The sequence below is a fragment of the Pseudomonas sp. 22515 genome, from assembly GCF_052044625.1.
GTDB classification, from domain to species: domain Bacteria; phylum Pseudomonadota; class Gammaproteobacteria; order Pseudomonadales; family Pseudomonadaceae; genus Aquipseudomonas; species Aquipseudomonas alloputida.
In genome coordinates, this window is record NZ_JBQENN010000010.1 from 150,985 (window position 1) to 175,200 (window position 24,216).

Genomic DNA, 24,216 nt, shown 5'->3' on the forward strand with positions numbered 1-24,216 from the left:
GTGACTGGATTCTTTGGAGTTATTTGGTCGGGACGGAGTGATTCGAACACTCGACCCCTTGCACCCCATGCAAGTGCGCTACCGGGCTGCGCTACGCCCCGACTGGGCTTTGAAGCATGTTCTCAATCTTGCCGAGAACGTTGAAGAATGTACCCTAACCCTCTGATAAATGAAAGCTTTTTCTCAAAAAAATTTCCGCTCATCAGAAACCCGGTTTACTTCTTCAAAACCACCAACACATCCTCCAATTCAACAATCATCTGCCGAATCAGCTGCTTGTACTGGCTGGATTCATCTTTAGCCTCATCACTGGAGAGCCTCAACCGCGCCCCGCCAATGGTGAACCCCTGATCATACAGCAGCGCACGAATCTGGCGGATCATCAGCACATCCTGGCGCTGGTAATACCGCCGGTTCCCCCGCCGCTTCACAGGGTTCAGCTGGTCGAACTCCTGCTCCCAATACCGCAGCACGTGTGGCTTTACGGCACACAACTCGCTCACTTCACCAATGGTGAAGTAGCGTTTGCCCGGTATGGGGGGCAGTTCGTCGTTATGGCTTGGTTCCAGCATAGGCCTCAACCCGGGCCTTCAACTTCTGCCCTGGACGAAAGGTGACGACGCGCCGTGCGGTGATCGGGATTTCTTCCCCTGTCTTGGGGTTGCGGCCCGGCCGCTGGCGTTTGTCGCGAAGGTCGAAGTTGCCGAAACCGGACAGCTTGACCTGCTCGTTCTCTTCAAGTGCGTGCCGAATTTCTTCGAAAAACAGCTCGACCAGCTCCTTGGCCTCACGCTTGTTAAGCCCCAGCTCCTCGTACAGCCTTTCGGCCATCTCAGCTTTCGTCAGAGCACCCATGCCGTTATTTCCTTAACGTGGTGTTCAACCTTTGTTCGAGCGAGGTGAGGATGTTTTGCAGGGTAGTGTTCACCTCATCGTCGTTAAGAGTGCGCGATGGATGCTGCCAGGTCAAGCCGACGGCAAGGCTTTTTCTATCAGGATCAATGCCTTTACCTTGGTACACATCAAACAGCCTGAGGTCTGTGAGCCATTCGCCTGCATTGTCACGAATTAATTCAAGCACCGCGCTAGAAGCCACATCACGTCCTGCGATCAAAGCCAGGTCGCGACGGGTTTCCGGGAACTTGGACAGTTCGCTGAATTTCGGCAGGCGGCCTTCGACCACGTCGCCCAGCACCAGCTCGAACAGGAACACCGGGCGGTCCAGGCCCAGGGCTTTGGCCAGCTCCGGGTGAATGGCGCCGAGGTAGCCGACCAGCTTGCCGTCACGCTCGATGGCAGCGGTCTGGCCTGGGTGCAGGGCTGGGTGTTTGCCGGCGCTGAAGGTGAAGTCGCTCAGGGCGCCGGAGTAGCCCAGCAAGGCTTCCACGTCGGCTTTGACGTCGAAGAAGTCGACGCCGTCGCGGCCGTTGGCCCAGCCTTCTGGCAGGCGGCTGCCGGTGATGACGCCGGCAATCATTGGCTGCTGCTGCAGGTCACCCAGTTGGCCGACAAAGCGCAGGCCGCTTTCGAACAGGCGCACGCGGTCTTGCTGGCGGTTCAGGTTGTGCTGCAGTGCCTTGACCAGGCCCGGCCACAGCGAGGCGCGCATGGCGGCCATGTCGCTGGAGATGGGGTTGGCCAGCAGCAGCGGCTCTACGCCCGGGCTGAACAGTTCGAACAGTTTCGGGTCGATGAAGCTGTAGGTGATGGCTTCCTGGTAGCCGCGGGCAACCAGCAGGCGGCGCAGGGTCGGCAGGTCACCGCGGGTTTCCGGCTTGCCCTGTGGCGCCAGGCGCGCCTGAGGGTAGCGGACCGGCAGGTTGTTGTAGCCGTACAGGCGGGCCAGCTCTTCGATCAGGTCCACTTCCAGGCTGATGTCGAAGCGGTGGCTTGGAACGGTGACGGTCCACTGCCCTTCTGCACTTTTAACCGTGGTCAGTTCCAAGGCGTTGAGCAACTGCTCGACCTGGGCTGGGTCCATTTCCATGCCAAGCATCTGGGTGATGCGTTCGGCGCGCAGGGTGACCGGGGCTACTTGTGGCAGGTGCTGCTCGCTGACCGCTTCAACCACAGGGCCGGCTTCGCCGCCAACGATGTCCAGCAGCAACTGGGTGGCGCGCTCCATGGCTTCGCGGGCCAGTTGCGAGTCGACGCCGCGCTCGTAGCGGTGCGAGGCATCGGTGTGCAGGCCGTAGGAACGGGCTTTACCGGCGACGGAAATCGGCTCGAAGAAGGCGCTTTCCAGGAACAGGTCGCGGGTTTTTTCGGTGTTCACACCGCTGTGCTCGCCCCCCATGACGCCGGCGATGGCCAAGGCGCGGGTGTGGTCGGCGATGACCAGGGTGTCAGCACGCAGGGCCACTTCCTGGCCGTCGAGCAGGACGAGTTTTTCGCCCTCTTCGGCCATGCGCACGCGGATGCCGCCGTTGATTTCCGCCAGGTCGAAGGCGTGCATCGGCTGGCCGAGTTCGAGCATCACGTAGTTGGTGATGTCGACGGCGGCGTCGATGCTGCGAACGTCGCTGCGGCGCAGGCGCTCGACCATCCACAGTGGGGTTGGCTTGCTCAGGTCGACGTTACGGATAACGCGGCCCAGGTAGCGCGGGCAGGCAGCCGGGGCGCTGACTTCGACCGGGCGCACTTCGTCATGGGCGGCCGCTACGGCTGGCACCACCGGGCGGGTGACCGGGGTGTCGTACAGGGCGCTGACGTCGCGTGCCAGGCCGGCGATGGACAGGCAGTCGCCGCGGTTCGGGGTCAGGCCGATTTCGATGCTGGCATCATCCAGGCTCAGGTACGTGCGAATGTCTTCGCCAACCGGAGCGTCGGCAGCCAGTTCCAGCAGGCCGTCGTTTTCTTCGCTGATCTGCAGTTCGGCAGCCGAGCACAGCATGCCGAAGGACTCGACACCGCGCAGCTTGGCCTTCTTGATCTTGAAGTCGCCTGGCAGTTCGGCACCGATCATGGCGAACGGGATCTTGATGCCTGGGCGGGCGTTAGGGGCGCCGCACACAACCTGGAAGGTTTCCTGGCCGCTGCTTACCTGGCACACGCGCAACTTGTCGGCGTCCGGGTGTTGTTCGGTGGCGAGAATTTCGCCCACGACGATGCCGCTGAACTGGCCGGCAGCGGGGGTAACGCTGTCAACTTCGAGGCCGGCCATGGACAGGCGGGCGACCAGTTCGTCACGGGAGACTTGCGGGTTGACCCAACCGCGCAGCCACTGTTCACTGAATTTCATGCTGTTCTCCTGAAAGTTGCGTCGATTGGGCCTAGCGGAATTGGGCTAGGAACCGCAGGTCGTTGTCGAAGAACAGACGCAAATCGTTGACGCCATAGCGCAGCATGGCCAGGCGCTCGGCACCCATGCCGAAGGCGAAGCCCTGGAACTCTTCTGGGTCGATGCCGGACATGCGCAACACATTCGGGTGCACCATGCCGCAGCCCATCACTTCCAGCCAGCCGGTTTGCTTGCACACGCGGCAGCCGTTGCCGGAACACATCACGCACTGGATGTCGACTTCTGCAGACGGCTCGGTGAAGGGGAAGAACGATGGGCGGAAACGGACCGCCAGTTCTTTCTCGAAGAATACGCGCAGGAATTCTTCGATGGTGCCCTTGAGGTCGGCGAAGTTGATATCGCGATCGATCAGCAGGCCTTCGACCTGGTGGAACATCGGCGAGTGGGTGATATCCGAGTCGCAGCGGTATACGCGGCCCGGGCACACAATGCGGATGGGCGGCTGGGTGGACTCCATGGTCCGCACCTGCACCGGCGAGGTGTGGGTACGCAGCAGCATGTTGGCATTGAAGTAGAAGGTGTCGTGCATCGCCCGCGCCGGGTGGTGGCCAGGGATGTTGAGCGCTTCGAAGTTGTGGTAGTCGTCTTCCACCTCTGGGCCTTCGGCGATGCCGTAACCAATGTGGGTGAAGAACTGCTCGATGCGCTCGAGTGTACGGGTGATCGGGTGCAGGCCACCGGTGGCCTGGCCGCGGCCTGGCAGGGTGACGTCAATGCATTCGGCAGCCAGGCGAGCGCTGAGCTCGGCTTCTTCAAAGGCAGCCTTGCGGGCATTGAGCACAACGGTGACGCGCTCTTTGGCGTCGTTGATCAGCGCGCCGACTTTCGGTCGCTCTTCGGCTGGCAGGTTGCCCAGGGTCTTCATCACCTGGGTCAGCTCGCCCTTCTTGCCGAGATAATTAACCCGGATCTGTTCCAGGGCGTTGATGTCTTCAGCGCGTTCCACGGCCTCTAGGGCTTGGGAGACCAGCGCATCCAGGTTTTCCATGTACAGACTCCAGATACGAAAATAGGGGAAGAGCTTTGAAGGCTCTTCCCCTATCGATGACGTTCAATGCCCGGCAGCGCTAGCACCGCCGGGTGATTGTCGCGGGTACTTAAGCCAGAACGGCTTTAGCTTTCTCGACAATCGCAGCAAACGCCGCTTTTTCGTTCACTGCCAGATCAGCCAGAACCTTACGGTCGATTTCGATCGAAGCCTTTTTCAGGCCAGCAATCAGACGGCTGTAGGACAGACCGTTGGTGCGGGCACCGGCGTTGATACGAGCGATCCACAGTGCGCGGAACTGACGCTTCTTCTGGCGACGGTCGCGGTAGGCGTATTGGCCTGCCTTGATGACCGCTTGCTTGGCTACACGGAATACGCGCGAACGTGCACCGTAGTAACCTTTAGCCAGTTTCAGAATTTTTTTGTGACGCTTACGAGCGATAACGCCGCGCTTAACACGAGCCATGAGTAACTTCCTCTATCTTAACCAGAATTAACGAACGCGCAGCATGCGCTCGACTTTTGCGACGTCGGACGGGTGCAGCAAGCTGGCACCGCGCAGTTGACGCTTACGCTTGGTCGACATTTTGGTCAGGATGTGGCTCTTGAAAGCGTGCTTGTGCTTGAAGCCCGAAGCTGTCTTCAGGAAGCGCTTCGCAGCACCGCTCTTGGTTTTCATTTTTGGCATGTTGGAACTCCGCATTCGATAAAATTACACATAATCATCAGGCCTGCCGTGCCCGGGAGATTACTTCTTTTTCTTGGGGGCGATGACCATCATAAGCTGGCGTCCTTCCATCTTCGGATGCTGCTCAACGGTGCCGTATTCGGCGAGGTCGGCTTCGACCCGCTTCAACAGCTCCATGCCCAGCTCCTGGTGGGCCATCTCACGACCACGGAATCTCAGAGAGATCTTGGCCTTGTCCCCATCGGTAAGGAAACGTACCAGGTTGCGTAGTTTTACCTGGTAATCCCCATCCTCCGTCCCTGGACGAAACTTGATTTCTTTGATCTGGATCTGCTTCTGGTTTTTCTTGGCTTCGTTAGCCTGCTTCTTCTTCTCGAAGAGGTGCTTGCCGTAGTCCATGACCTTGCAGACGGGTGGTACCGCGTCTGCAGAGATTTCTACCAGGTCCAGCTTCGCTTCATCAGCGATACGCAGCGCTTCATCAATCGAGACGATGCCAACCTGCTCGCCGTCTGCGCCAATTAACCGAACCTCGCGGGCCGAGATATTCTCGTTGATCGGGGCCTTCGGTACAGCACGCTTATCGTTTCTCATTTCACGCTTAATAGTCATTACTCCGATTCTTGGCGACCACGCCGGGAAACCGCTTGTGTCAGCAGCTCAACGAATTGGGCGACGGGCATGGAGCCCAGGTCTGCGCCTTCGCGAGTACGCACAGCGACGGTTTGCGTTTCGACTTCGCGGTCCCCTATAACCAAAAGGTACGGGACCTTGAGCAAAGTATGCTCGCGGATTTTAAAGCCGATCTTCTCATTTCTCAAGTCCGACTTGGCACGGAAACCGCTTCCGTTCAGAGATTTCTCAACCTCGAGGGCGAAATCGGTCTGCTTGTCGGTGATATTCATGATCACCGCCTGGGTTGGGGCCAGCCACGCCGGGAACACACCAGCATAGTGCTCGATCAGCATGCCGATGAAGCGCTCGAACGAACCGAGGATGGCACGGTGCAGCATGACCGGGCGAACTCGGCTGTTATCTTCGGCGATATAGCTGGCATCCAGACGCTCTGGCAGGTTCGGGTCGTACTGCAGGGTACCGCACTGCCAGTTACGGCCGAGGCAGTCGCGCAGGGTAAACTCGATTTTCGGGCCGTAGAAGGCACCCTCGCCCGGCTGGTATTCCCACTCAAGGCCGGATTCGTTCAGGGCGTCGGCCAGCGCTGTTTCAGCACGGTCCCACAACTCTTCAGAACCGACACGCTTGGCCGGACGAGTGGACAGTTTCATGGCGATGTCGCTGAAACCGAAGTCCTTGTACACGTCCAGGGTCAGCTTGATGAAGTCGGCGGCTTCTTTCTTCACCTGTTCTTCGGTGCAGAAAATGTGCGCATCGTCCTGTACGAAGCCACGCACGCGCATGATGCCGTGCAGGGCGCCCGACGGCTCGTTACGGTGGCAGGCACCGAACTCGGCCAGACGCAGCGGCAGGTCGCGGTAGCTTTTCAGGCCCTGGTTGAACACCTGCACGTGGCACGGGCAGTTCATCGGTTTTACCGCGTAGTCACGGCTTTCCGACGAAGTGGTGAACATGTTTTCGGCATAGTTGGACCAGTGGCCGGAACGCTCCCACAGGATGCGGTCGACAACCTGCGGGGTCTTGATTTCCTGGTAGCCGTTTTCGCGCTGCACGCCACGCATGTACTGCTCGAGTACCTGGTAGACGGTCCAGCCGTTGGCGTGCCAGAACACCATGCCCGGGGCTTCTTCCTGCAGGTGGAACAGGTCGAGCTGCTTGCCGATCTTGCGGTGGTCGCGTTTTTCGGCTTCTTCGATGCGCTGGATGTACGCAGCCAGCTGCTTCTTGTCAGCCCAGGCCGTGCCGTACACGCGCTGCAGCTGCTCGTTCTTGGCATCGCCACGCCAGTAGGCGCCGGACAGCTTGGTCAGCTTGAATGCCTTGAGGAAGCGGGTGTTCGGCACGTGCGGGCCACGGCACATGTCGACGTATTCTTCGTGGTAGTACAGGCCCATGGCCTGTTCATCCGGCATGTCTTCGACCAGACGCAGCTTGTAGTCTTCGCCACGGGCCGTGAACACATCGATGACTTCGGCGCGCGGGGTCATTTTCTTGACCACGTCGTAGTCTTTTTCGATCAGCTCCATCATGCGCTTTTCGATGGCGGCCATGTCTTCTGGGGTGAAGGGGCGCTCGTAGGCGATGTCGTAATAGAAGCCTTCGTCAATGACCGGGCCGATCACCATCTTGGCGGTCGGGTACAGCTGCTTCACGGCGTGGCCAACCAGGTGGGCGCACGAGTGACGGATGATCTCCAGTCCCTCTTCATCTTTAGGGGTGATGATCTGCAGGGTGGCGTCGTTGCTGATCAGGTCACACGCATCGACCAGCTTGCCGTCGACCTTGCCGGCCACAGTGGCCTTGGCCAGGCCAGCGCCGATGGAAGCGGCTACTTCGGCTATGGATACGGCGTGATCGAACGAACGTTGACTGCCATCGGGAAGAGTAATAACGGGCATGGCGCCTCCTCTCCTAGTGGTGACCCCTACCAAAGGTCACGTGGGTTGGGATGAGCCAGTACAAGATCCGACCTGCCTTCCGGTAAAAGGAAGCCTGCCCCACAGTGGCAGAAGCCTTTCGGCTTGTCAGGGACGAACCAGAGTGACTGGAAAGAAAAAAGATAGCTGCAGCCGGCAACAGCGCGACTGCAAGCCGAGCATGCTAGCACGCGGGTTGCACCCCAGGCAGAAATATTTGGAAATTGCACCGCAGCGGTGAACTAACGCGGAAAAATACCGCTCAGACTTTGGGAAGCAACCTACTCTTGATGAGACCTTAACCCAAGGAGTAACTGGTGATGCGAGTTCCGTCTCTTCTGGCCCTGGCGGCCGCTGGCGCCCTGCTGCTGCCGGTGGCTGCGAACGCCGGCAACTTCCCAGCCGGGAAGGAGGCCGCCTACATGACCCAGTGCACGCAAGTGGCCAGCGGCCAGGGCGTTGACGCTGCCACCGCGAAAAAACACTGCGACTGCGGCGCGCAAGCCATCAAAAAGAATTTCACCGACGCCGAGATTGCCGACCTCGACAGCAAGGACGGCGTTGACGCCAAACTGATGCAGAAGGCGCAGTCGGTGGTGAAACAGGCCTGCGCACCGAAGAGCTGAAACCTTAAAGCCGGTGATGGCCAGCCATTCTTTGAGCTGGATCAATATCCTGCGAAGGTAAAAGGCGCTAGATGCGCAGAATTAGACTATGATGTATCCCGTGCTCCGTAGCCTCGGCCGCATTGCACCACTGAAAAAACTAAATGTTCTGGAGATTCACCCATGTCCAATCGCCAACAAGGCACCGTCAAATGGTTCAATGATGAGAAAGGCTACGGCTTCATCACCCCAGCAGGCGGCGGCGACGACCTGTTCGTACACTTCAAAGCCATCGAATCTGACGGCTTCAAGAGCCTGAAAGAAGGCCAGACTGTTTCCTTCGTCGCCGAGCGCGGCCAGAAGGGCATGCAGGCTGCACAGGTTCGTCCGGAGTAATTCGGATAGCTGTAAAAAAACCCGCCCTTGTGGCGGGTTTTTTTATGGGTGATGCATCATCTGAGTGGGGCGGGATTGCCTGCGAAACCTACTTTAGGGTGAATGGCACGGGCTTCGCCCGTGTTCGCGGGTGAACCCGCTCCTACAGGCGACCGCGCAGGTTTTTCACATTTTGCGCAAGGCAGTTGCCCCTGCGTGCATCAACCGCAGTTGACGCGGGTTACCCTGCCCTGCTCGTCCACGTTCAGGTTCAAGCGCTCGGAGCGGTACTCCAGGGTCACCACGTCGTGCGGCTTGAGAATGCGCGCCATCTGCGAGCCGCTGGCCTTGCGTGCCTGCTCCAGCAATTCGGCGCTGGCCTGCTTGCCCAGGGCAAAGTCGGCACCACTGGCTTCGCAGCGGCCATCGTTGCCCGCTGGCGCGGCCGGCGCGGCACCACCATCAGCATTGCCACCAGTGCTGCAACCCGCCAGGACAGCAGCCACAGCCAGAGTTGCCAGGTAAGCACGGGTACGGAACATGAAGCCTCCTAAATCGGTCCGGGAACTGCCTGATCCGACAGCTCCGCTCATCATTTGTTGCAAAACCGGTCAAGTCTGCCTGAACTGCAGCGGCGAGGCGAAAAGCAATCGTGACCGGATTTTGCACAACACGCTGCGTTTGCCATATGCTTAGCTCGCACGGTCACCGGCGCAAAGCCATGATTTGCTGCAAGAAGTGGAGCGCATCCCGCCTCCATCGAACACCAGGGTCAGGTGTTCCCCCTTCGTTCCGGGCCCCCAGCGAGAGCTTTTCATGAGCACCCACAGCATCGATGCCGATATCAAGGTCAAATGGGCCGAGGGCCAGAGCGCGTACAGCCCTGGCACACCGGAAGAGTTACTGTTGATCGCCATCGACCTGTTGGTGCGCGACAACGGTGCCGAGGCGGCACGCAGCTTCATCGACCAGGTGTTCGAGCGCTACGCGCCGCACGCGGCTATTCCAATCGCGCCAGACGGGCACTGAGCAGGTCGAACAGCCCCTGGGCATCACCCTGCTCCACCCACAGCACATTCGCCGGCCGCTTGAGCACACCGTACCAGTCTGCAATTGTCTGGCCGAAAGTGGGCCCTTCGCGGCTGTCGATGCTCATGTGGATACGCCGGCCACTGAACAGCTCGGGCTTTAACAGGTAGGCGATGACGCTGGCGTCGTGCACAGGGCCGCCAGGTATGCCATACACGTCCATATCGTGGGTGATGTAAGCATTGAGGATATCCACCACGCGCTTGCTGGCCTGGTTGTTCACGGCTGCCAGTTGCTTCAGGCGAGCGTTACTGGTCAGCAGCTTGTGCGTGACATCCAGCGGCAGGTAGGTCAGCTGCACGCCGCTGGCCAGCACCACTTCGGCGGCGTGCGGGTCGGCGTAGAGGTTGAACTCCGCCACCGGGGTGATGTTGCCGCCGTTGAAATGGGCTCCCCCCATGACCACCACCTCTTTGATGCCGTTGACGATGCCCGGGCGCTGGATCAGCGCCAGGGCCAGGTTGGTCTGCGGGCCGAGCATGGCGACGGTGATGCTGTGCGGTTTGGCTGCGCTGAGGGTATCGACCAGGTATTGCACGGCATTGCCCTGGGCCAGGGGCGCTTTCGGCTCGTGCACCGGTACACCGGTGAGGCCTTCTTCGCCATGAACGTCGGCGGCGTAGATCGGCGTGCGCACCAATGGGCGGCCGGCACCGGCATACACCGGGATGTCTTCGCGCCCCGCCCATTCGCGGGCCAGGCGGGCATTGCGCGAGGTCTTGTTTAGGCGCACGTTGCCGGCCACGGTGGTGATGGCGCGGATATTGAGTTCGTTGGGCGAAGCCATGGCCAGAAACAGCGCGACCACGTCGTCCGCGCCGGGATCGGTGTCGATGATCAGGTCGATGGGTGCGGCCTGGAGGGTGGAGGCTGTGGCCATGAAAACAACTCCTTGTAGCAGGGACTTGAGCATGGATGGCACTCCTGTTGCCTATGCATCATGCGTTTACACAGCCCGGCGTCCTTTGTGGAAGCGGCTAGAAGGTGACGCCGGAGATGAGGGCGATGTTGCTGTAGGGCTGGCACTCGCCTGTACGCACCACCGCACGGGCACTGCGCGACAGCACTTTGAAATCCTCATGGGTCAGCCATTCGCGCTTGCCCAGCTTGCCCTTCAGTCGCTCGATTTCGACCAGCGCAGGTGGCACCACTTTCTGCATTTCTTCAGCCAGCACGTGCCGCTCAACCTGCAATTCGCTCAGCACCACCCGCAGCACGCTGGCGAAGTCCGGCAGGCCAGGCGTAATGGCCAGGTCGATCAGCTCGACACCCGGCGGCACCGGCAGCCCGGCATCGCCGATCACCAGGATATCGCCATGCCCCATGCCGGCAATGACTCGCGACAGGGCAACGTTCAGCAGCGGGGTTTTCTTCATGGCGTCAGCTCCGCCAGGTAGGGAATCGACGGTTGGGCACCGGCACGGGTAACCGACAATGCCGCGGCACGCTGGCCAAAGGCGATCGCCTCCCCCTCGTCCAGCCCACGCACCAGGCCGGCAGCAAAGCCACCAATGAAGGTATCGCCGGCAGCGGTGGTGTCCAGCGGTTGCACGCGCGGCGCCGGATAGTGCTGATGGCCTTGGGCAGTAACCAGCAAGGCACCTTGCGCACCCAAGGTGATAATCACTTTGCCTGCCCCCAGCTGCAGCAAGCGCTCGCCTGCGCGCCGGGCACTGTCCTGGTCGGTCACCGCCACACCGGTCAAGGCTTCGGCCTCGCTTTCGTTAGGGGTAAGGTAATCGATATGCGCAAACCAGTCCGCTGGCAAGGGGCCGGTAGCGGGTGCTGGGTTCAGGATGACCTGCTTGCCCAGCTCACGCGCCCTGGCCAGTGTGCAAGCCACAGTGCCAGTGGGCACTTCCAGCTGGCAGATGACCACCTCGGCGGCCTGCAGCAGTGCATCGAAACGCAGCACCGACTGCGGCGTCAGCAGGCCGTTGGCGCCGGGAATGATGACAATACAGTTCTGGCTGGCAGCATCCACCGTGATCAGCGCCACACCGCTGGACGTGCCCGGGCAGGTGCTGACACCCTGACAGTCGATACCCTCGACATACAAGGCCCGGTGCAGTTGCCGCCCGTAGTCATCATCCCCCACATTGCCGATCATCGCCACGCTGCCCCCCAGCCGCGCTACCGCCACCGCCTGGTTGGCACCCTTGCCGCCCGGCACCGTGAAAAAGCTATCGCCGGGGAGTGTTTCGCCGGCCCGGGGCAGGCGCTGGGCGCGGACCACCAGGTCCATGTTGAGGCTGCCGACCACCACAACCTTGGCATTCATGACGTTTCCTTAGCGTTAGCGGTATTCATTGAACAGGTCCGGGCGCGGCCCGGTGGATTCACGCAAGACGATACGCGGGGCGACGATACGCTGCTCCGCCGCGCCTTGCCGGGGCGTAGCGATACGCGTCAGCAGCAACGAGGCAGCGCTCTCGCCCAGCTCGCGGATCGACTGGCCCACGGTGGTCAGTGGTGGGTACACGTAGCGGCTCAGTTCGATGTCGTCGAAGCCGATCACCGACAGCTCGCCGGGTACGCTGATATTGCGTTCGGCGGCAGCGCGCAGCACACCAAAGCCGATCATGTCGTTGCCGGCAAAAATCGCCGAGGGCCGCTTGCCTTCCAGCACCTGCGCCGCCGCTGCATGACCACCCGGGCTGGTGAAGTCGCAGTGCAGTACACGGCTGTCCAGCACAGGCGCTCCGGCTTCGGCCATGGCACGGCGGAAGCCGCTCAGGCGTAGCTGGGTAACCCCGGTTTCGGCGGGGCCGCCGATATAGGCGACGTCGCGATGGCCCAGCTCCAGCAGGTGCTGGGTGGCCAGATACGCCCCCTGCTCGTGGTCGATGCGCACCAGGTCGGCATCGACGCCTTCCAGCTCACGGTCGACGATGACCATTGGCGTGCGCACACCGGCCAGGCTTTGCAGCAGGTCGTCGTCCTGGCCCACCGAGGCCACTACCAGGCCGTCGATGCGTTTTTCCAGCAGCACGCGCAGGTAGCTGCGCTGCTTCTGCGGGTTGTCGTCGGAGTTGCACAGGATCACGCAATAGCCGTTGCGCTCGCAGGCGTCTTCGATACCCCGCGCCAGCTCGGCGAAGTACGGGTTGACGCTGTTGGGCACCAACAGGCCGATGGTGGCCGTGCTGCGCGCCTTCAGCGAGCGCGCCACCGCACTGGGCACGTAATCCAGTTCGACAATGGCGGCTTCCACCTTCAGCCGCACCTGTTCGCTGACCGGACGGGTCTTGTTGAGTACATGGGACACGGTGGTGTAGGAAATACCCGCCAGTGCCGCGACGTCTTTGATGGTTGCCATGGTGTCAGTTCCGCCGGCCTGCGCGCCGGCTACGGTAAGTGTCGAGCACAACGGCGATGACGATCACCGCCCCGGTGATAATGCGTTTGGTCGGCTCGCTGGCGCCGATCTGCGCCAGCCCGGCGGCCAATACGGAAATGATCAGTACGCCAAAGAAGGTGCTGATGACCGAGCCACGCCCGCCCATCAGGCTGGTACCGCCGATCACGACGGCGGCAATGACCTGCAGCTCCAGGCCAGACCCGGCGTTGGGGTCGGCGGCTTCCAGTCGCGAGATCTGGAACAGTGCGGCCAGGCCGGCGAGCAGGCCCATCAGGGCGAACACCAGCACTTTGTAAGGGCGCGGATCGATACCGGCCAGGCGCACGGCCTCTTCATTGGTGCCGATACCGATCAGGTAACGGCCGAACACCGTACGCGTCAGTACCAACTGGGCGAGCACGATCACCAACAAGGCGATGATGAACGCTGGCGAAACACCAAAGGCGACCGGGTTGGAGAACCAGGCGTAGGCGTCGCCGATATAGGCGGTGCGCGAGTCGGTGAACTGGTAGGCCAGGCCACGGGCCATCTCCAGCACACCAAGCGAGACGATGAACGACGGGATGCGCCAGGCCACGGTGACGCCACCGGTAATGCTGCCGGCCAATGCGGCCACAGCCATGCCCAGCAGCGCCGAGGGCAGCACGCCCCAGCCCCAGCCGAGTATCGCCACGCTCACCGTGGAGGCGGCCAGCGCCAGCACCGAGCCCACCGACAGGTCGATGCCGCCGATGATCAACACGAAGGTCATGCCCACCGCCAGCACCATCAGGTCCGGGATCTGGTTGGCCAGCGTGCTGAAGGTGCCATACGACCAGAAGTGGCTGCTGAGGAACGAGAACAGCACGATCATCGCCAGCAAGGCGCCAGCCAGGCCCAGGTAGGTGCCCAGGCCAAAGTAGGTACCGCTGCGGCGCACGGGGGCGGCTTCCTGGTTGTTGAGCGGGGTGGTTTTCATGCATCCATCCTGGGGGCTGCATCATGCAGCAGCGCGTCACGTTTCTGATAACCGGCGAAGGCGGCGGCAAGCAACTGGTCCTGGCTCCAATGATCACGCGCGAAGGTGTCGATCAGGCGACCGGCGGACAGCACGCCGATGCGGTCGCAAATCAGCATCAGTTCTCGCAGGTCACTGGACACCACCACCAAGGCCTTGCCTTGGCGCGCCAGCTCGGCCAGCAGGCCATAAATGTCGAACTTGGCGCCCACATCGATGCCACGCGTGGGTTCGTCGAACAGCAGCACCTGGCAATCGCGCTCCAGCCAGCGGCCGATCACCACTTTTTGCTGGTTACCGCCAGACAGCTCACCCACCACCTGCTGCGCGCCGGCACTGCGAATGCGCATGGCCTGGATCTGGCGTTCGGCCAAGGCTTTTTCCGCTTCGCCATCGAGCACGCCGGCCCGCGATACCGCGCCCAGGTTGCCCAATGCAATGTTGGCGCTGATCGACTGCGTCAACAGCAGGCCCTCGCCTTTGCGGTCTTCGGTTATCAGCGCGATACCGGCCCGCACTGCAGCCTTGGGCGAGTCGATGTTTACCGCCTGCGGCGGTTGGCCGAGCGCGATACCGCCGCTGTCGGCGCGATCGGCACCGTAGATCAGGCGCAACAGCTCGGTACGGCCGGCGCCGATCAGGCCGGAAATGCCAAAAATCTCCCCTGCCCTGACTTCGAACGACACCTCGCGCACCTTGTCGCCGCGGCACAACTTGTCGACCTTGAGCAGCGGTGCACCCATCTGCCGTCGGCCAAGGTCGATATGCTCGCCCAGCTCGCGGCCGACCATCAGGTTGACCAGCTCGGCGCTGCTGTAGCGCTGGATCGGCTCGTCGCACACCAGCTTGCCATCGCGCAGCACAACGATGCGTTGGGCCACCCGCTGCAACTCTTCCAGGCGATGCGAGATATAGACGATGGCCACGCCGCGCGCGCGCAGGCGCTCGATCTGGGTGAACAGCAACGCCACCTCGCGCGCAGTGAGCATGGCAGTGGGTTCATCCAGGATCAGCACATGGCAGTCACCGATCAGGTTGCGGGCAATCTCGACCATTTGCTGATGGCCGATGCCCAGCTCGCCGACAGGGGTGTCCGGGTCGATGGCGTCGAGCCCGACCCGAGCCATGGCGGCCGTTGCCAGCTGGCGCAGGCGCTTGTGGCTGATCCAGCCGAAACGGCTGGGCAGGTTGTCGAGAAACAGGTTTTCCGCCACGGTCAGCGTCGGCAGCAGGTTCAGCTCCTGCATGACCATGCGCACACCAAGGCGTTCGGCCTCGCTGCGGCTGCCGGGCGCGTAGGCCTGGCCACGGTAGGTCATGTGCCCGGTGGTGGGCACCTCCAGGCCGCTGATGAGCTTGGACAACGTACTCTTGCCCGCGCCGTTCTCGCCGGTCAGGGCCAGCACTTCACCGGCGCGCAGGCTCAGGCTGACCTCGCCGAGCACGGGCTGGGCGTAGGTCTTGCCCAGGCCGCTGGCGGCAAGCACCACTTCATTGGCCGATGCAGGCATGGCCGATTCTCCTGGCAGCATCAGGGCTTCTTGGTGATGAGTTCGACCGGGGTCTGAATGACGTTGTCGGCATCCACATCAGGCTTTTCGCCCTTGACCATTTTCAGCGCCGCCTGAATGCCATACACCGCCTGCTGGCTGGCGGCCTGGTCGAGGGTGGCAAGCACGCGACCGTCTTCAAGCATTGGCTTGATGGCATTGATGTTGTCATAGCCCACCACTTGCACCTGGCCGGCCTTGCCAGCGGCACGCACGGCGGACACAGCGCCCAGTGCCATGCTGTCGTTTCCGGCCAGCAAGGCCTTCAGGTCGGGGTATTCGTTGAGCATGGAGGCGGCGACGGCATTGCCTTTGTCGATCTCCCAATTGCCGCTTTGTACCGAGACGATGTTCATCTGCGCGGCGTCCATGGCGTCCTTGAAGCCGGCGGTACGCTGCTGGGCATTGGTGGTGGTCGGCACGCCTTCGATAATGCCCACCTGGTCGCCGGCCTTGAGCTTCTGGCTGGCCAGGTAATCGCCAACCAGGCGCGCGCCCTTGCGGTTGTCGGGGCCGACGAAGGGAACGCTGATGCCTTTGCTCTTGAGCAAGTCAGGGTCCAGACGGTTGTCGATGTTGATCACCACCACGCCCTGGTCCATGGCCTTCTTCACCGCCGACACAAGTGCTTTCGAGTCAGCCGGTGCAATCACCAGCGCCTTGGCGCCGGCATTGACCATCTGCTCGACGATGCGGATCTGCTCGCCAGTGTCGGTCTCGTTCTTGATGCCGTTGGCGATCAGGTCGAACTCGTCGGCGTGGGTTTTCTGGTAGTCCTTGGCGCCGTCTTCCATGGTGCGGAAGAACTCGTTGGCCAGCGACTTCATGACAAGGGCGACCTTGGGCTTGTCTTCAGCCTGGGCGGCAGACAATGGCAAGGCGAGGCTAAGCGAGGAAATGACAGCGAGGGCCAGCAGACGACCGGGGAACGGCAGCTTCATGAACGATGACTCCGAATCTTGTGTTTTTTATCGGATCGCAAACGTTTGCGCTGACCAACTATGGTAACAGGACCGTTGTTTGTCAAATCCGTTTGGCTGTCGGAGGCCGATGTGCTGCCGGGGCCGATTATGCAGGCTTTTCCGAAAACCCGAACACCTTTTCCTTTTTTTGTTCGGAATTACGAATGCAATGCCACCTTTTGCAGGCGCGGCTCGGTGCAACACCACACATTGCCGGGGCTGCTACGCGGCCCCTTGCAACGCAAGGCCGCTCCAACCCAGGCAACGCGTGGTGCCTTGGTACGAAAAATGCCTATAGCCCTGCGCGACTCAATAACTATCTCACTAGGAAGCGAGAACAATAACGATGAATGCCGCACTCAAAACCTTCGCCCCCAGCGCACTCGCCCTGCTGCTGATCCTGCCATCCAGCGCCTCGGCCAAAGAAGCCGAAACCCAACAGAAGCTGGCCAACGTGGTCATCCTCGCCACCGGCGGCACCATTGCCGGCGCCGGCGCCAGCGCAGCCAACAGCGCCACTTACCAGGCTGCCAAGCTGGGCGTCGACAAGCTCATCGCCGGCGTGCCAGAACTGGCCGACATCGCCAACGTACGTGGCGAGCAAGTGATGCAGATCGCCTCCGAGAGCATCAGCAATGACGACCTGCTGAAGCTGGGCAAGCGCGTCGCCGAGCTGGCCGAAAGCAAGGACGTGGACGGCATCGTCATCACCCACGGCACCGACACCCTCGAAGAAACCGCCTACTTCCTCAACCTGGTAGAGAAGACCGACAAGCCAATCGTGGTGGTCGGCTCGATGCGTCCGGGTACCGCCATGTCCGCCGACGGCATGCTCAACCTGTACAACGCCGTGGCCGTAGCCAGCGACAAGCAGTCGCGTGGCAAGGGCGTGCTGGTGACCATGAACGACGAGATCCAGTCCGGCCGCGATGTGAGCAAGGCGGTCAACATCAAGACCGAAGCCTTCAAGAGCGCCTGGGGCCCGATGGGCATGGTGGTGGAAGGCAAATCGTACTGGTTCCGCCTGCCGGCCAAGCGCCATACGGTCAATTCCGAGTTCGATATCAAGCAGATCAGCAGCCTGCCGCAGGTGGACATTGCCTATGGCTATGGCAACGTCACCGACACCGCCTACAAGGCGCTGGCACAGAACGGCGCCAAGGCGCTGATCCATGCCGGTACCGGCAACGGTTCGGTATCGTCGCGGGTAGTCCCGGCGCTGCAAGAACTGCGCAAGAACGGCGTGCAGATCATCCGCTCGTCGCATGTCAACCAGGGTGGTTTCGTACTGCGTAACGCCGAACAGCCGGATGACAAGAACGACTGGGTCGTGGCTCACGACCTGAACCCGCAAAAAGCGCGGATCCTGGCGATGGTGGCAATGACCAAGACCCAGGACAGCAAAGAGCTGCAACGCATCTTCTGGGAGTACTGATCAACCCCCCATGGCCGGTGCCCCACATCACCGGCCATGCTTCCGTTCCAGATCAACCCGCCCCGCCGCCACTCAACTGGGGCTCGCATCAGCGGGTTTCTTCTCTGGCTTGCGCAAGCGGCTCTATTTGTAATCTCTCGGATCAACGCCCCACTTCTTGAGTCGAGACGCCAAGGTTGTGGGCTTCAACCCCAGCAATTGCGCAGCACCACCCTCGCCGGAGACTTTCCCTGCTGTTCGTTTGAGCACAGAGATCGCATTCAGCTTCATCTGCCGCTCCCAGTCTTTGTCGGCAGTCGGCTCAGGCTGGCATTGTGCAATTGAAGATACTGGGCCACTGGACGGGCCGTTTGGCGCCAGAACCTCATGAAAGCTCACGCGACCGTCTCGGGAGACGATGGTCTGTCGCTCAATCACATTTTGAAGCTCGCGGATGTTGCCTGGCCAGGCGTACTGCTGAAGCACCGCGACTTGGGTCAGCGACATGCGAATGCCCGGCTTGTTAAACGCCAGGCTAGCCCTTTCAAGAAAATGGCTGGCGAGCAACGGAATGTCCTCAAGTCGCTCCCGCAAGGGCACCGAGCGTATAGGGAACACATTCAAGCGGAAGTATAAATCTTCCCGGAACGCCCCTCGGGCGACCATATCGCGCAGGTCACGGTTCGTTGCGGCGATAACTCGCACATCAACGGCCCTGGTGCGATTGTCGCCTACAGGCTCAAACTGGCGGTCCTGTAGAACACGGAGCAACTTGCTTTGTAGCTCCAGCGGAATCTCTCCCACCTCATCGAGAAACAAGGTTCCGCCGTCTGCCAACTCAAAGCGACCCACTCGGTTGCTGACCGCTCCGGTGAAGGCCCCTTTGAGGTGGCCGAAGAACTCGCTCTCGAACAATTCACGGGGCACCGCGGCGCAATTGACCCGAATCAGAGGGCGGTCGCGCCGGGGGCTGCTGGCATGAATCGCGCGAGCCACAAGCTCCTTACCCGTGCCTGACTCGCCGGTGACCAACACGTTGGCGTCGGTAGCTGCGACCAGGTCGATCTGCTGTAACAGATGCTTGACCGCTGGGCTTTCGCCGACGATCTCGTGGTGATTGCCGTGGGCGTTGATTTCCTCCTGCAAGTATTGGTTTTCCATCTCCAGCCGAGTCTTCAACTGCTCTACTTCACTTAGCGCATCGCGCAGGCGCGCTTCAGTGCGCTGTCGTTCGCGGATGTCCCGAAACAACACCACCGCCCCCACCAGCCTTCCCATCTCGAAGATTGGAGTGCTGGTGTACTCGACGGCGATTGGTTCGCCGCTCTTGTGCCAGAACACCTCGTGGTCCACGCGATGAACTTGTCCATCGCTGAACGAAGCATGGATGGGGCACTGATTGACCTCGAACGCACGTCCGTCGCTATGGCTGTGGTGGAACAAATGGTGGGCATCCTGGCCAATCATGTCGACGGCACTCCACCCCAAAATACGCTCGGCGGCGGGGTTGATGAACGTGGTCTGGCCCCGGGTATCGAGCCCATAGATGCCCTCGCCAACTGCACCAAGAATCAGCCGGTTTTGCTGCTGGATGCGCTCGAACACCTGGCTGATCCGCTCCCATCCCACGTGACCCAAACGGTGTTGGCGGCGCGCCTCTGCACGGTTACGGCGCTGCTCCAGAAGGTCCCGGCGCTGCACCGCCAGTACAATTTTCCCGCCATCAACCGCGCTAGCCGAAACCTCCACCGCTATTTGCCGCAGTTGCAGATCCACCAGCAGCAGGTCGTCCGACCACGCTTCGCCTTGAGTCAGCACCTCATCCGTAAAGCTCACCCACAGTGCGATTCCCCCTCGCAGAAAATGGCTAAAGGCATGACCGGGCAGCTCATTTGCGGCGCAGCCCAGTAAATCAAGCGCGGCGTTGTTGGCTTGCAGTACCCGATCATCTACCGGGTGGATTAACAGCATGGCAACGGCGGAGTCGGCAGCGACTCCGAGGGCGACGGCGTCTGTCACAGATGCATATCCTTCAGCCGATTTTCACGAAATTTCGTAAACAATATTACGAGAGTTCGTAATTCACGAAATTTCGTCAATCCAAATCGCTATCAATAAAAAATAAACTAATAAAATCAGATAGTTAAAAAATAATGGAGATTGGCACATCTCTCGCTATGGGTGTGTTCACCTTAAACCCAACTGCGGGAGCAGAAATAATGGACAAACTTGAAATGCATCACCTGATCATGGCCGCGAAAGCACGCAAGGGCCTGAGCTGGGATGATCTTGCCAACGCAGTGGGCAAGGCCCCGGTATGGCTTGCATCGGTCTGCTACGGCATGAACAGCGCGCCGCGGGAAGTGGCAACGCATCTTTGCGAGGTATTGGAGCTGGATGATCAAGTCGCCACCACCTTAACCGCTTTCCCAGTCAAGGGCTGGGACAAGTCCATTCCTCAAGACCCGCTGATCTATCGGCTGTACGAAGTCGTGGGCGTCTATGGCCCGACCCTGAAAGACGTGATCCAGGAAAAATTTGGCGACGGCATCATGAGTGCCATCGACTTTTCCATGCATGTCGAGCGAATCGAAGACCCCAAAGGCGACCGGGTTCTGTTGACCCTCAATGGCAAGTTCTTGCCATACCGTTCCTGGTAAACCCATCCAACCCTCGGCACCCCTCAGGGGTGCCGCCTATGACCCGCAACTGAGGGAGCCGCCATGTCTTATCTGCTACCCACCGACTTTGTCACCAAGATGCTCGATGCCGGCGCATCAAAGGTCCACATGTCCACTCGCGACACACTGATCCGCAGCTACATGGCCGGGGCAATTCTGGCCCTGGCTGCCGTATTCGCAGTGACCATCGCAGTACAGACAGGCTCAGCCCTGCTAGGCGCAGTACTGTTTCCGGTTGGTTTTTCAATGCTCTACCTTATGGGCTTCGACCTGCTCACTGGGGTCTTCATGCTCACCCCGCTGGCATTACTGGACAAACGTCCCGGGGTCACCGTTAGGGGAATTCTGCGCAACTGGGGCCTGGTGTTCGTCGGCAACTTCGCCGGCGCCCTTACGGTCGCCTGCATGATGGCCTTCGTCTTTACCTATGGTTTCCATGCTTCCCCCGGTGCCGTGGGAGAGAAAATTGCCAGCATCGGTGAGGCCCGCACCTTGGGTTACGAGCAATACGGGCTGGCAGGCTGGTTGACGATCTTCCTGCGTGGCGTGCTGTGTAACTGGATGGTGTCGATGGGCGTGGTCGGCGCGATGATCTCCACCTCTGTGAGCGGCAAGGTGATCGCCATGTGGATGCCGATCATGCTGTTTTTCTTCATGGGCTTCGAGCACTCGGTCGTGAACATGTTCCTGTTCCCTTCCGCAATGATCATGGGCGGCGACTTCTCGCTCATGGACTACCTGGTGTGGAACGAAATCCCCACCGTACTGGGCAACCTGGTGGGCGGCCTGGCCTTCACAGGCCTGACGCTGTACGGCACCCACATCCGTACGGCCGCGAAGAAAGCCACCAGCGCAACAACCTGCTGAAGCGATAAAGAAGGCAGGCAGCCTCAGTCGCCGCCTGTCTCACTTCATACCCAGGACAAAAAAGAGGTTTTGCTTTGCACTGCTACTAACCCGAACATCGTTTACATTTCAGAACGGTGTCATGGCTTACGGACCAACGCTGGATTTCCCCTGACAAGCTGTTGCGAATTTACTTACAGTGAAATACTGTATGCACATACAGCAAAACAAGGAAATTCCTGTGTCCAGCACCGCCTCCGCCACCCCGAGCAGCTATGAACAGCTGGGTGTACGCATCCAGAAGATCATCAACAGCCCCACCGCCCAGCGCAGCCGTGCGGCGCTGATCTTCCGCCTGGAACAGGAAAGCCCGGATGACTGGGAGACCCTGCTTCAGGAGATCGCAGAAAACGACAACGTCACCCTCGCCCATCGCGACGATGGCGGCGTGCAGATTTTCTGGACCGTACCGAAGGAAGATTGACGGCGCATGAGAGTTTCGCTTTTCGCAGCAGCTTGCCTGTTACTGACCACTCCGCTTGTTCAAGCCGACGCCCCGCGCACCTTCCAGGAGGCCAAGAAGGTCGCCTGGAAGCTCTATGCGCCGCAATCGACCGAGTTCTATTGCGGCTGTAAATACAAAGGCAACAAGGTCGACCTGGCATCTTGCGGCTATGCCCCACGCAAGAACGCCCAGCGCGCGTCGCGCATCGAGTGGGAACACATCGTACCCGCCTGGCAGATCGGCCATCAGCGCCAGTGTTGGCAGAGCGGCGGGCGCAAGCAGTGCTCGCAGCATGACGAAGTGTACCAACGCGCCGAAGCCGACCTGCACAACCTGGTGCCAAGCATCGGCGAGGTCAACGGCGACCGCAGCAACTTCAGCTTCGGCTGGCTACCAGAACAACGCGGCCAGTATGGCCGCTGCCTGACCCAGGTCGACTTCAAGGCCAAGAAGGTGATGCCGCGCCCGTCGATCCGCGGCATGATCGCCCGCACCTACTTCTACATGAGCAAGCAGTACAACCTGCGCCTGTCCAAACAGGACCGCCAGCTGTTCGAAGCCTGGAACAAGACCTACCCGCCGCAAGCCTGGGAGCAGCAACGCAACCAACAGGTCGCCTGCGTGATGGGGCGAGGAAACGCGTTCGTGGGGCCGGTCAACCTCAAGGCGTGCGGTTGATCCTCAGGCCAGCGCCTGTAAGTAGGCACTGGCTTGGCGATAACGGGCCAGCCGCGCCAGGTCGGCGGGGCCCGGGCAAGGGATGCGCGAGAGGTCGCTGTTGTCGGCCAGATCGGCCAGCTTGACGGTGCGCGCCAACGGGTCTTCGCCCAGGCGCACCACGAAATCCTGGTAAGGCTCGCCTTCGCGGCGGCTAAGCGCCAGCAACGCAGCCAGGATTTTCAGCGCGAAGCCCTCACGCGCCAGGTCGGACAGGGTCAGCGGGGTGTCTTCGATCACATCGTGAAGCACCGCCACAATCCGCTGCTCAGGTGTGGAAACCCGCATCATCACGCGTAACGGGTGGAGGATATAAGCCGCCCCACCCTTGTCGTATTGCCCTTCATGCGCCCTGGCGGCCACGGCAATGGCCCGCTCCAGTGTAGACATGAGGCCCTCCCCGTTTGGCATCTCCCAACCCAAGCATAGCCAAACTTGTGTGAACAGCGCCTGACACAAGCCTTGGCCGCGGCGCCACTGTACCGGCTTAGGCGCTGTACGATAAGCCTTGATACTTGTTCATGCTGCGTTGAAACAGCCTGACCTGCGTCTCAAGACTTTGCGTACCCTAGCGTGCTGCGCCGTGCTGGATGACCACCGAATCGGTACCAAGCTTGGCCATCACTTCATCCCTGCGCGCTTGCGCTTCTTCGCGGGTGGGGAACGGCCCCATCAGCACCACCGGCTTGCCGTCACGGTACTCCACCGAAGACGGGATGCCCTTTTCGATCAGGCGCGCCGTCATATCGCTGAGTGCGCCCATGTTGGCGCCCTGTACCACTTCCACATCCCACCCCTGGGGCGCCGGCTGGTCTGCCAGCGCCTCGGCACGGCGCTGCAGGTCGGCTCCGCCGCAGAGTTCACGGATACGCAGGTTGTTGCCGGTATCGTCAACGATGATGTCGTACTGGCCATCGCGCTTGATCGCCACGTAGCTGCGGTAGGCTTCGTACTGCCCGGCATCGTCCTTGCCGCGGACCTGACCGCAGATGGTGCCCTGGGTGTCGATCCGCACGTTGCCGAACTTGGCGGTCTTGGGGTTATGCAGGTGTTCGGCCACCTGCTTGTGCACGCCTTCGACCTCGTTCTCACAGCCCGCCAGGGCGAGCACTGCCATTACCACAGCCAGTTTGCGCACGCGTGTACCTCCAGATTCGAAGGGGCGGATTCTAGCACGCCGGGTATGCCCCGAACCGCGACCAAACGTTACACGCTGCTTCGGGGGCAAATGCAAAAAGGGCGATCATTTCTGATCGCCCTTTTTCGATTTGGTAGGCACAATTGGACTCGAACCAACGACCCCCACCATGTCAAGGTGGTGCTCTAACCAACTGAGCTATGTGCCTGTCGTGTGGTGCGAATATTAGTGGCGCGATGCGTACCTGTAAAGCTTTTTTTTGAGAAAAATCAAAAACTTTCGAATGAAAGCGCTTTGCGTCCATGCCGCGGTTTTCCCACTCGCGCGGCAGTGGACAATGAAAAAAGGGGTGACCCTTTCGGATCACCCCTTTTTCGATTTGGTAGGCACAATTGGACTCGAACCAACGACCCCCACCATGTCAAGGTGGTGCTCTAACCAACTGAG

General features: G+C 60.7%; 27 protein-coding genes and 2 tRNA genes. 8 read left to right on the forward strand and 21 right to left on the reverse strand.

Annotated features, from left to right (window positions below; all coding sequences use genetic code 11):
• Positions 1-24: 24 nt before the first annotated feature.
• From ACTJJN_RS11940 to thrS, 9 genes are all read right to left on the reverse strand, one after another.
• Positions 25-101 (reverse strand) — tRNA-Pro (locus ACTJJN_RS11940).
• A 114-nt stretch (positions 102-215) separates the two neighbouring features.
• Positions 216-572, reverse strand: a complete 357-nt coding sequence (locus tag ACTJJN_RS11945; RefSeq protein WP_003250681.1) for a MerR family transcriptional regulator — start codon at positions 570-572, stop codon at positions 216-218.
• Positions 553-855: an integration host factor subunit alpha gene (gene ihfA, locus ACTJJN_RS11950; protein WP_003250679.1), complete on the reverse strand. Its 303-nt coding sequence runs from the start codon at positions 853-855 to the stop codon at positions 553-555. The genes ACTJJN_RS11945 and ihfA overlap by 20 nt, the downstream gene beginning before the upstream one ends.
• Positions 856-859: 4 nt before the next feature.
• Positions 860-3,241, reverse strand: a complete 2,382-nt coding sequence (gene pheT, locus ACTJJN_RS11955; RefSeq protein WP_012052878.1) for a phenylalanine--tRNA ligase subunit beta — start codon at positions 3,239-3,241, stop codon at positions 860-862.
• Positions 3,242-3,272: 31 nt separating this feature from the next.
• The gene (gene pheS / locus ACTJJN_RS11960) at positions 3,273-4,289 is read right to left on the reverse strand and encodes a phenylalanine--tRNA ligase subunit alpha (protein WP_003250674.1); all 1,017 of its coding nucleotides are present in this window, start codon (positions 4,287-4,289) and stop codon (positions 3,273-3,275) included.
• A gap of 109 nt (positions 4,290-4,398) precedes the next feature.
• Positions 4,399-4,755: a 50S ribosomal protein L20 gene (gene rplT, locus ACTJJN_RS11965; protein ID WP_003250671.1), complete on the reverse strand. Its 357-nt coding sequence runs from the start codon at positions 4,753-4,755 to the stop codon at positions 4,399-4,401.
• A gap of 27 nt (positions 4,756-4,782) precedes the next feature.
• Positions 4,783-4,977 carry a 50S ribosomal protein L35 gene (gene rpmI / locus ACTJJN_RS11970; RefSeq protein WP_003250667.1) on the reverse strand — a complete coding sequence of 65 codons (195 nt, stop codon included), beginning with the start codon at positions 4,975-4,977 and terminating at the stop codon, positions 4,783-4,785.
• A gap of 60 nt (positions 4,978-5,037) precedes the next feature.
• Entirely contained in the window at positions 5,038-5,589 is a 552-nt protein-coding gene (infC, locus tag ACTJJN_RS11975; protein WP_012052879.1) for a translation initiation factor IF-3, read from the reverse strand.
• On the reverse strand, positions 5,589-7,511 hold the full coding sequence (gene thrS / locus ACTJJN_RS11980; protein ID WP_012052880.1) for a threonine--tRNA ligase: 1,923 nt from the start codon (positions 7,509-7,511) through the stop codon (positions 5,589-5,591). The genes infC and thrS overlap by 1 nt, the downstream gene beginning before the upstream one ends.
• Before the next feature lie 338 nt (positions 7,512-7,849).
• On the opposite strand from thrS, the gene ACTJJN_RS11985 reads away from it, so the two are divergent.
• Entirely contained in the window at positions 7,850-8,155 is a 306-nt protein-coding gene (locus tag ACTJJN_RS11985) for a hypothetical protein (RefSeq protein ID WP_012052881.1), read from the forward strand.
• 162 nt (positions 8,156-8,317) lie between these two features.
• A complete protein-coding gene (locus ACTJJN_RS11990) occupies positions 8,318-8,530 on the forward strand; it encodes a cold-shock protein (protein WP_003250656.1) in 213 nt (70 codons plus the stop codon).
• Positions 8,531-8,730: 200 nt separating this feature from the next.
• Here the strand turns inward: ACTJJN_RS11990 and ACTJJN_RS11995 are convergent, their stop codons facing one another.
• Positions 8,731-9,051, reverse strand: a complete 321-nt coding sequence (locus tag ACTJJN_RS11995) for an I78 family peptidase inhibitor (protein ID WP_012052882.1) — start codon at positions 9,049-9,051, stop codon at positions 8,731-8,733.
• Between the two features lie 274 nt (positions 9,052-9,325).
• On the opposite strand from ACTJJN_RS11995, the gene ACTJJN_RS12000 reads away from it, so the two are divergent.
• The gene (locus ACTJJN_RS12000; protein ID WP_003250649.1) at positions 9,326-9,538 is read left to right on the forward strand and encodes a hypothetical protein; all 213 of its coding nucleotides are present in this window, start codon (positions 9,326-9,328) and stop codon (positions 9,536-9,538) included.
• Here ACTJJN_RS12000 and ACTJJN_RS12005 read toward each other — a convergent pair.
• From ACTJJN_RS12005 to ACTJJN_RS12035, 7 genes are all read right to left on the reverse strand, one after another.
• Complete coding sequence (locus ACTJJN_RS12005) at positions 9,510-10,511, reverse strand: nucleoside hydrolase (RefSeq protein ID WP_012052883.1); 1,002 nt, start codon at positions 10,509-10,511, stop codon at positions 9,510-9,512. The two genes, ACTJJN_RS12000 and ACTJJN_RS12005, sit on opposite strands and share 29 nt — an antisense overlap.
• Positions 10,512-10,575: 64 nt before the next feature.
• A complete protein-coding gene (gene rbsD, locus ACTJJN_RS12010; RefSeq protein WP_003250646.1) occupies positions 10,576-10,974 on the reverse strand; it encodes a D-ribose pyranase in 399 nt (132 codons plus the stop codon).
• Positions 10,971-11,879, reverse strand: a complete 909-nt coding sequence (gene rbsK / locus ACTJJN_RS12015; protein ID WP_012052884.1) for a ribokinase — start codon at positions 11,877-11,879, stop codon at positions 10,971-10,973. The genes rbsD and rbsK overlap by 4 nt, the downstream gene beginning before the upstream one ends.
• Before the next feature lie 15 nt (positions 11,880-11,894).
• Complete coding sequence (locus tag ACTJJN_RS12020) at positions 11,895-12,917, reverse strand: LacI family DNA-binding transcriptional regulator (protein WP_014753747.1); 1,023 nt, start codon at positions 12,915-12,917, stop codon at positions 11,895-11,897.
• Positions 12,918-12,921: 4 nt separating this feature from the next.
• Positions 12,922-13,917 (reverse strand): ABC transporter permease, encoded by a 996-nt coding sequence (locus tag ACTJJN_RS12025; RefSeq protein WP_003250639.1) that lies wholly within the window; start codon positions 13,915-13,917, stop codon positions 12,922-12,924.
• Positions 13,914-15,467, reverse strand: a complete 1,554-nt coding sequence (locus ACTJJN_RS12030) for a sugar ABC transporter ATP-binding protein (RefSeq protein ID WP_088512871.1) — start codon at positions 15,465-15,467, stop codon at positions 13,914-13,916. The genes ACTJJN_RS12025 and ACTJJN_RS12030 overlap by 4 nt, the downstream gene beginning before the upstream one ends.
• Before the next feature lie 20 nt (positions 15,468-15,487).
• Positions 15,488-16,447, reverse strand: coding sequence for a sugar ABC transporter substrate-binding protein (locus tag ACTJJN_RS12035; protein ID WP_012052887.1), 960 nt, complete (start codon positions 16,445-16,447; stop codon positions 15,488-15,490).
• A 367-nt stretch (positions 16,448-16,814) separates the two neighbouring features.
• Between ACTJJN_RS12035 and ACTJJN_RS12040 the strand changes: the two genes are divergently transcribed.
• On the forward strand, positions 16,815-17,903 hold the full coding sequence (locus ACTJJN_RS12040; protein WP_003250634.1) for an asparaginase: 1,089 nt from the start codon (positions 16,815-16,817) through the stop codon (positions 17,901-17,903).
• Between the two features lie 123 nt (positions 17,904-18,026).
• Here the strand turns inward: ACTJJN_RS12040 and ACTJJN_RS12045 are convergent, their stop codons facing one another.
• Positions 18,027-19,901 (reverse strand): sigma 54-interacting transcriptional regulator, encoded by a 1,875-nt coding sequence (locus tag ACTJJN_RS12045; RefSeq protein ID WP_088512872.1) that lies wholly within the window; start codon positions 19,899-19,901, stop codon positions 18,027-18,029.
• Positions 19,902-20,101: 200 nt separating this feature from the next.
• Between ACTJJN_RS12045 and cynS the strand changes: the two genes are divergently transcribed.
• The 4 genes from cynS (at position 20,102) to ACTJJN_RS12065 (ending at position 22,592) form a co-directional block, all read left to right on the forward strand.
• Positions 20,102-20,542 carry a cyanase gene (gene cynS, locus ACTJJN_RS12050; protein ID WP_017147724.1) on the forward strand — a complete coding sequence of 147 codons (441 nt, stop codon included), beginning with the start codon at positions 20,102-20,104 and terminating at the stop codon, positions 20,540-20,542.
• A gap of 63 nt (positions 20,543-20,605) precedes the next feature.
• On the forward strand, positions 20,606-21,430 hold the full coding sequence (locus ACTJJN_RS12055; protein ID WP_004574329.1) for a formate/nitrite transporter family protein: 825 nt from the start codon (positions 20,606-20,608) through the stop codon (positions 21,428-21,430).
• 220 nt (positions 21,431-21,650) lie between these two features.
• Positions 21,651-21,893 (forward strand): DUF1654 domain-containing protein, encoded by a 243-nt coding sequence (locus tag ACTJJN_RS12060; protein WP_004574330.1) that lies wholly within the window; start codon positions 21,651-21,653, stop codon positions 21,891-21,893.
• A 6-nt stretch (positions 21,894-21,899) separates the two neighbouring features.
• Positions 21,900-22,592, forward strand: coding sequence for an endonuclease (locus tag ACTJJN_RS12065; protein ID WP_014860898.1), 693 nt, complete (start codon positions 21,900-21,902; stop codon positions 22,590-22,592).
• 3 nt (positions 22,593-22,595) lie between these two features.
• Here the strand turns inward: ACTJJN_RS12065 and ACTJJN_RS12070 are convergent, their stop codons facing one another.
• The 3 genes from ACTJJN_RS12070 to ACTJJN_RS12080 form a co-directional block, all read right to left on the reverse strand.
• On the reverse strand, positions 22,596-23,021 hold the full coding sequence (locus ACTJJN_RS12070; RefSeq protein WP_003250560.1) for a hypothetical protein: 426 nt from the start codon (positions 23,019-23,021) through the stop codon (positions 22,596-22,598).
• A 178-nt stretch (positions 23,022-23,199) separates the two neighbouring features.
• Positions 23,200-23,769 carry an SPOR domain-containing protein gene (locus ACTJJN_RS12075; protein ID WP_003250559.1) on the reverse strand — a complete coding sequence of 190 codons (570 nt, stop codon included), beginning with the start codon at positions 23,767-23,769 and terminating at the stop codon, positions 23,200-23,202.
• A gap of 131 nt (positions 23,770-23,900) precedes the next feature.
• A tRNA-Val gene (locus ACTJJN_RS12080) sits at positions 23,901-23,977 on the reverse strand.
• Positions 23,978-24,216 lie beyond the last annotated feature (239 nt).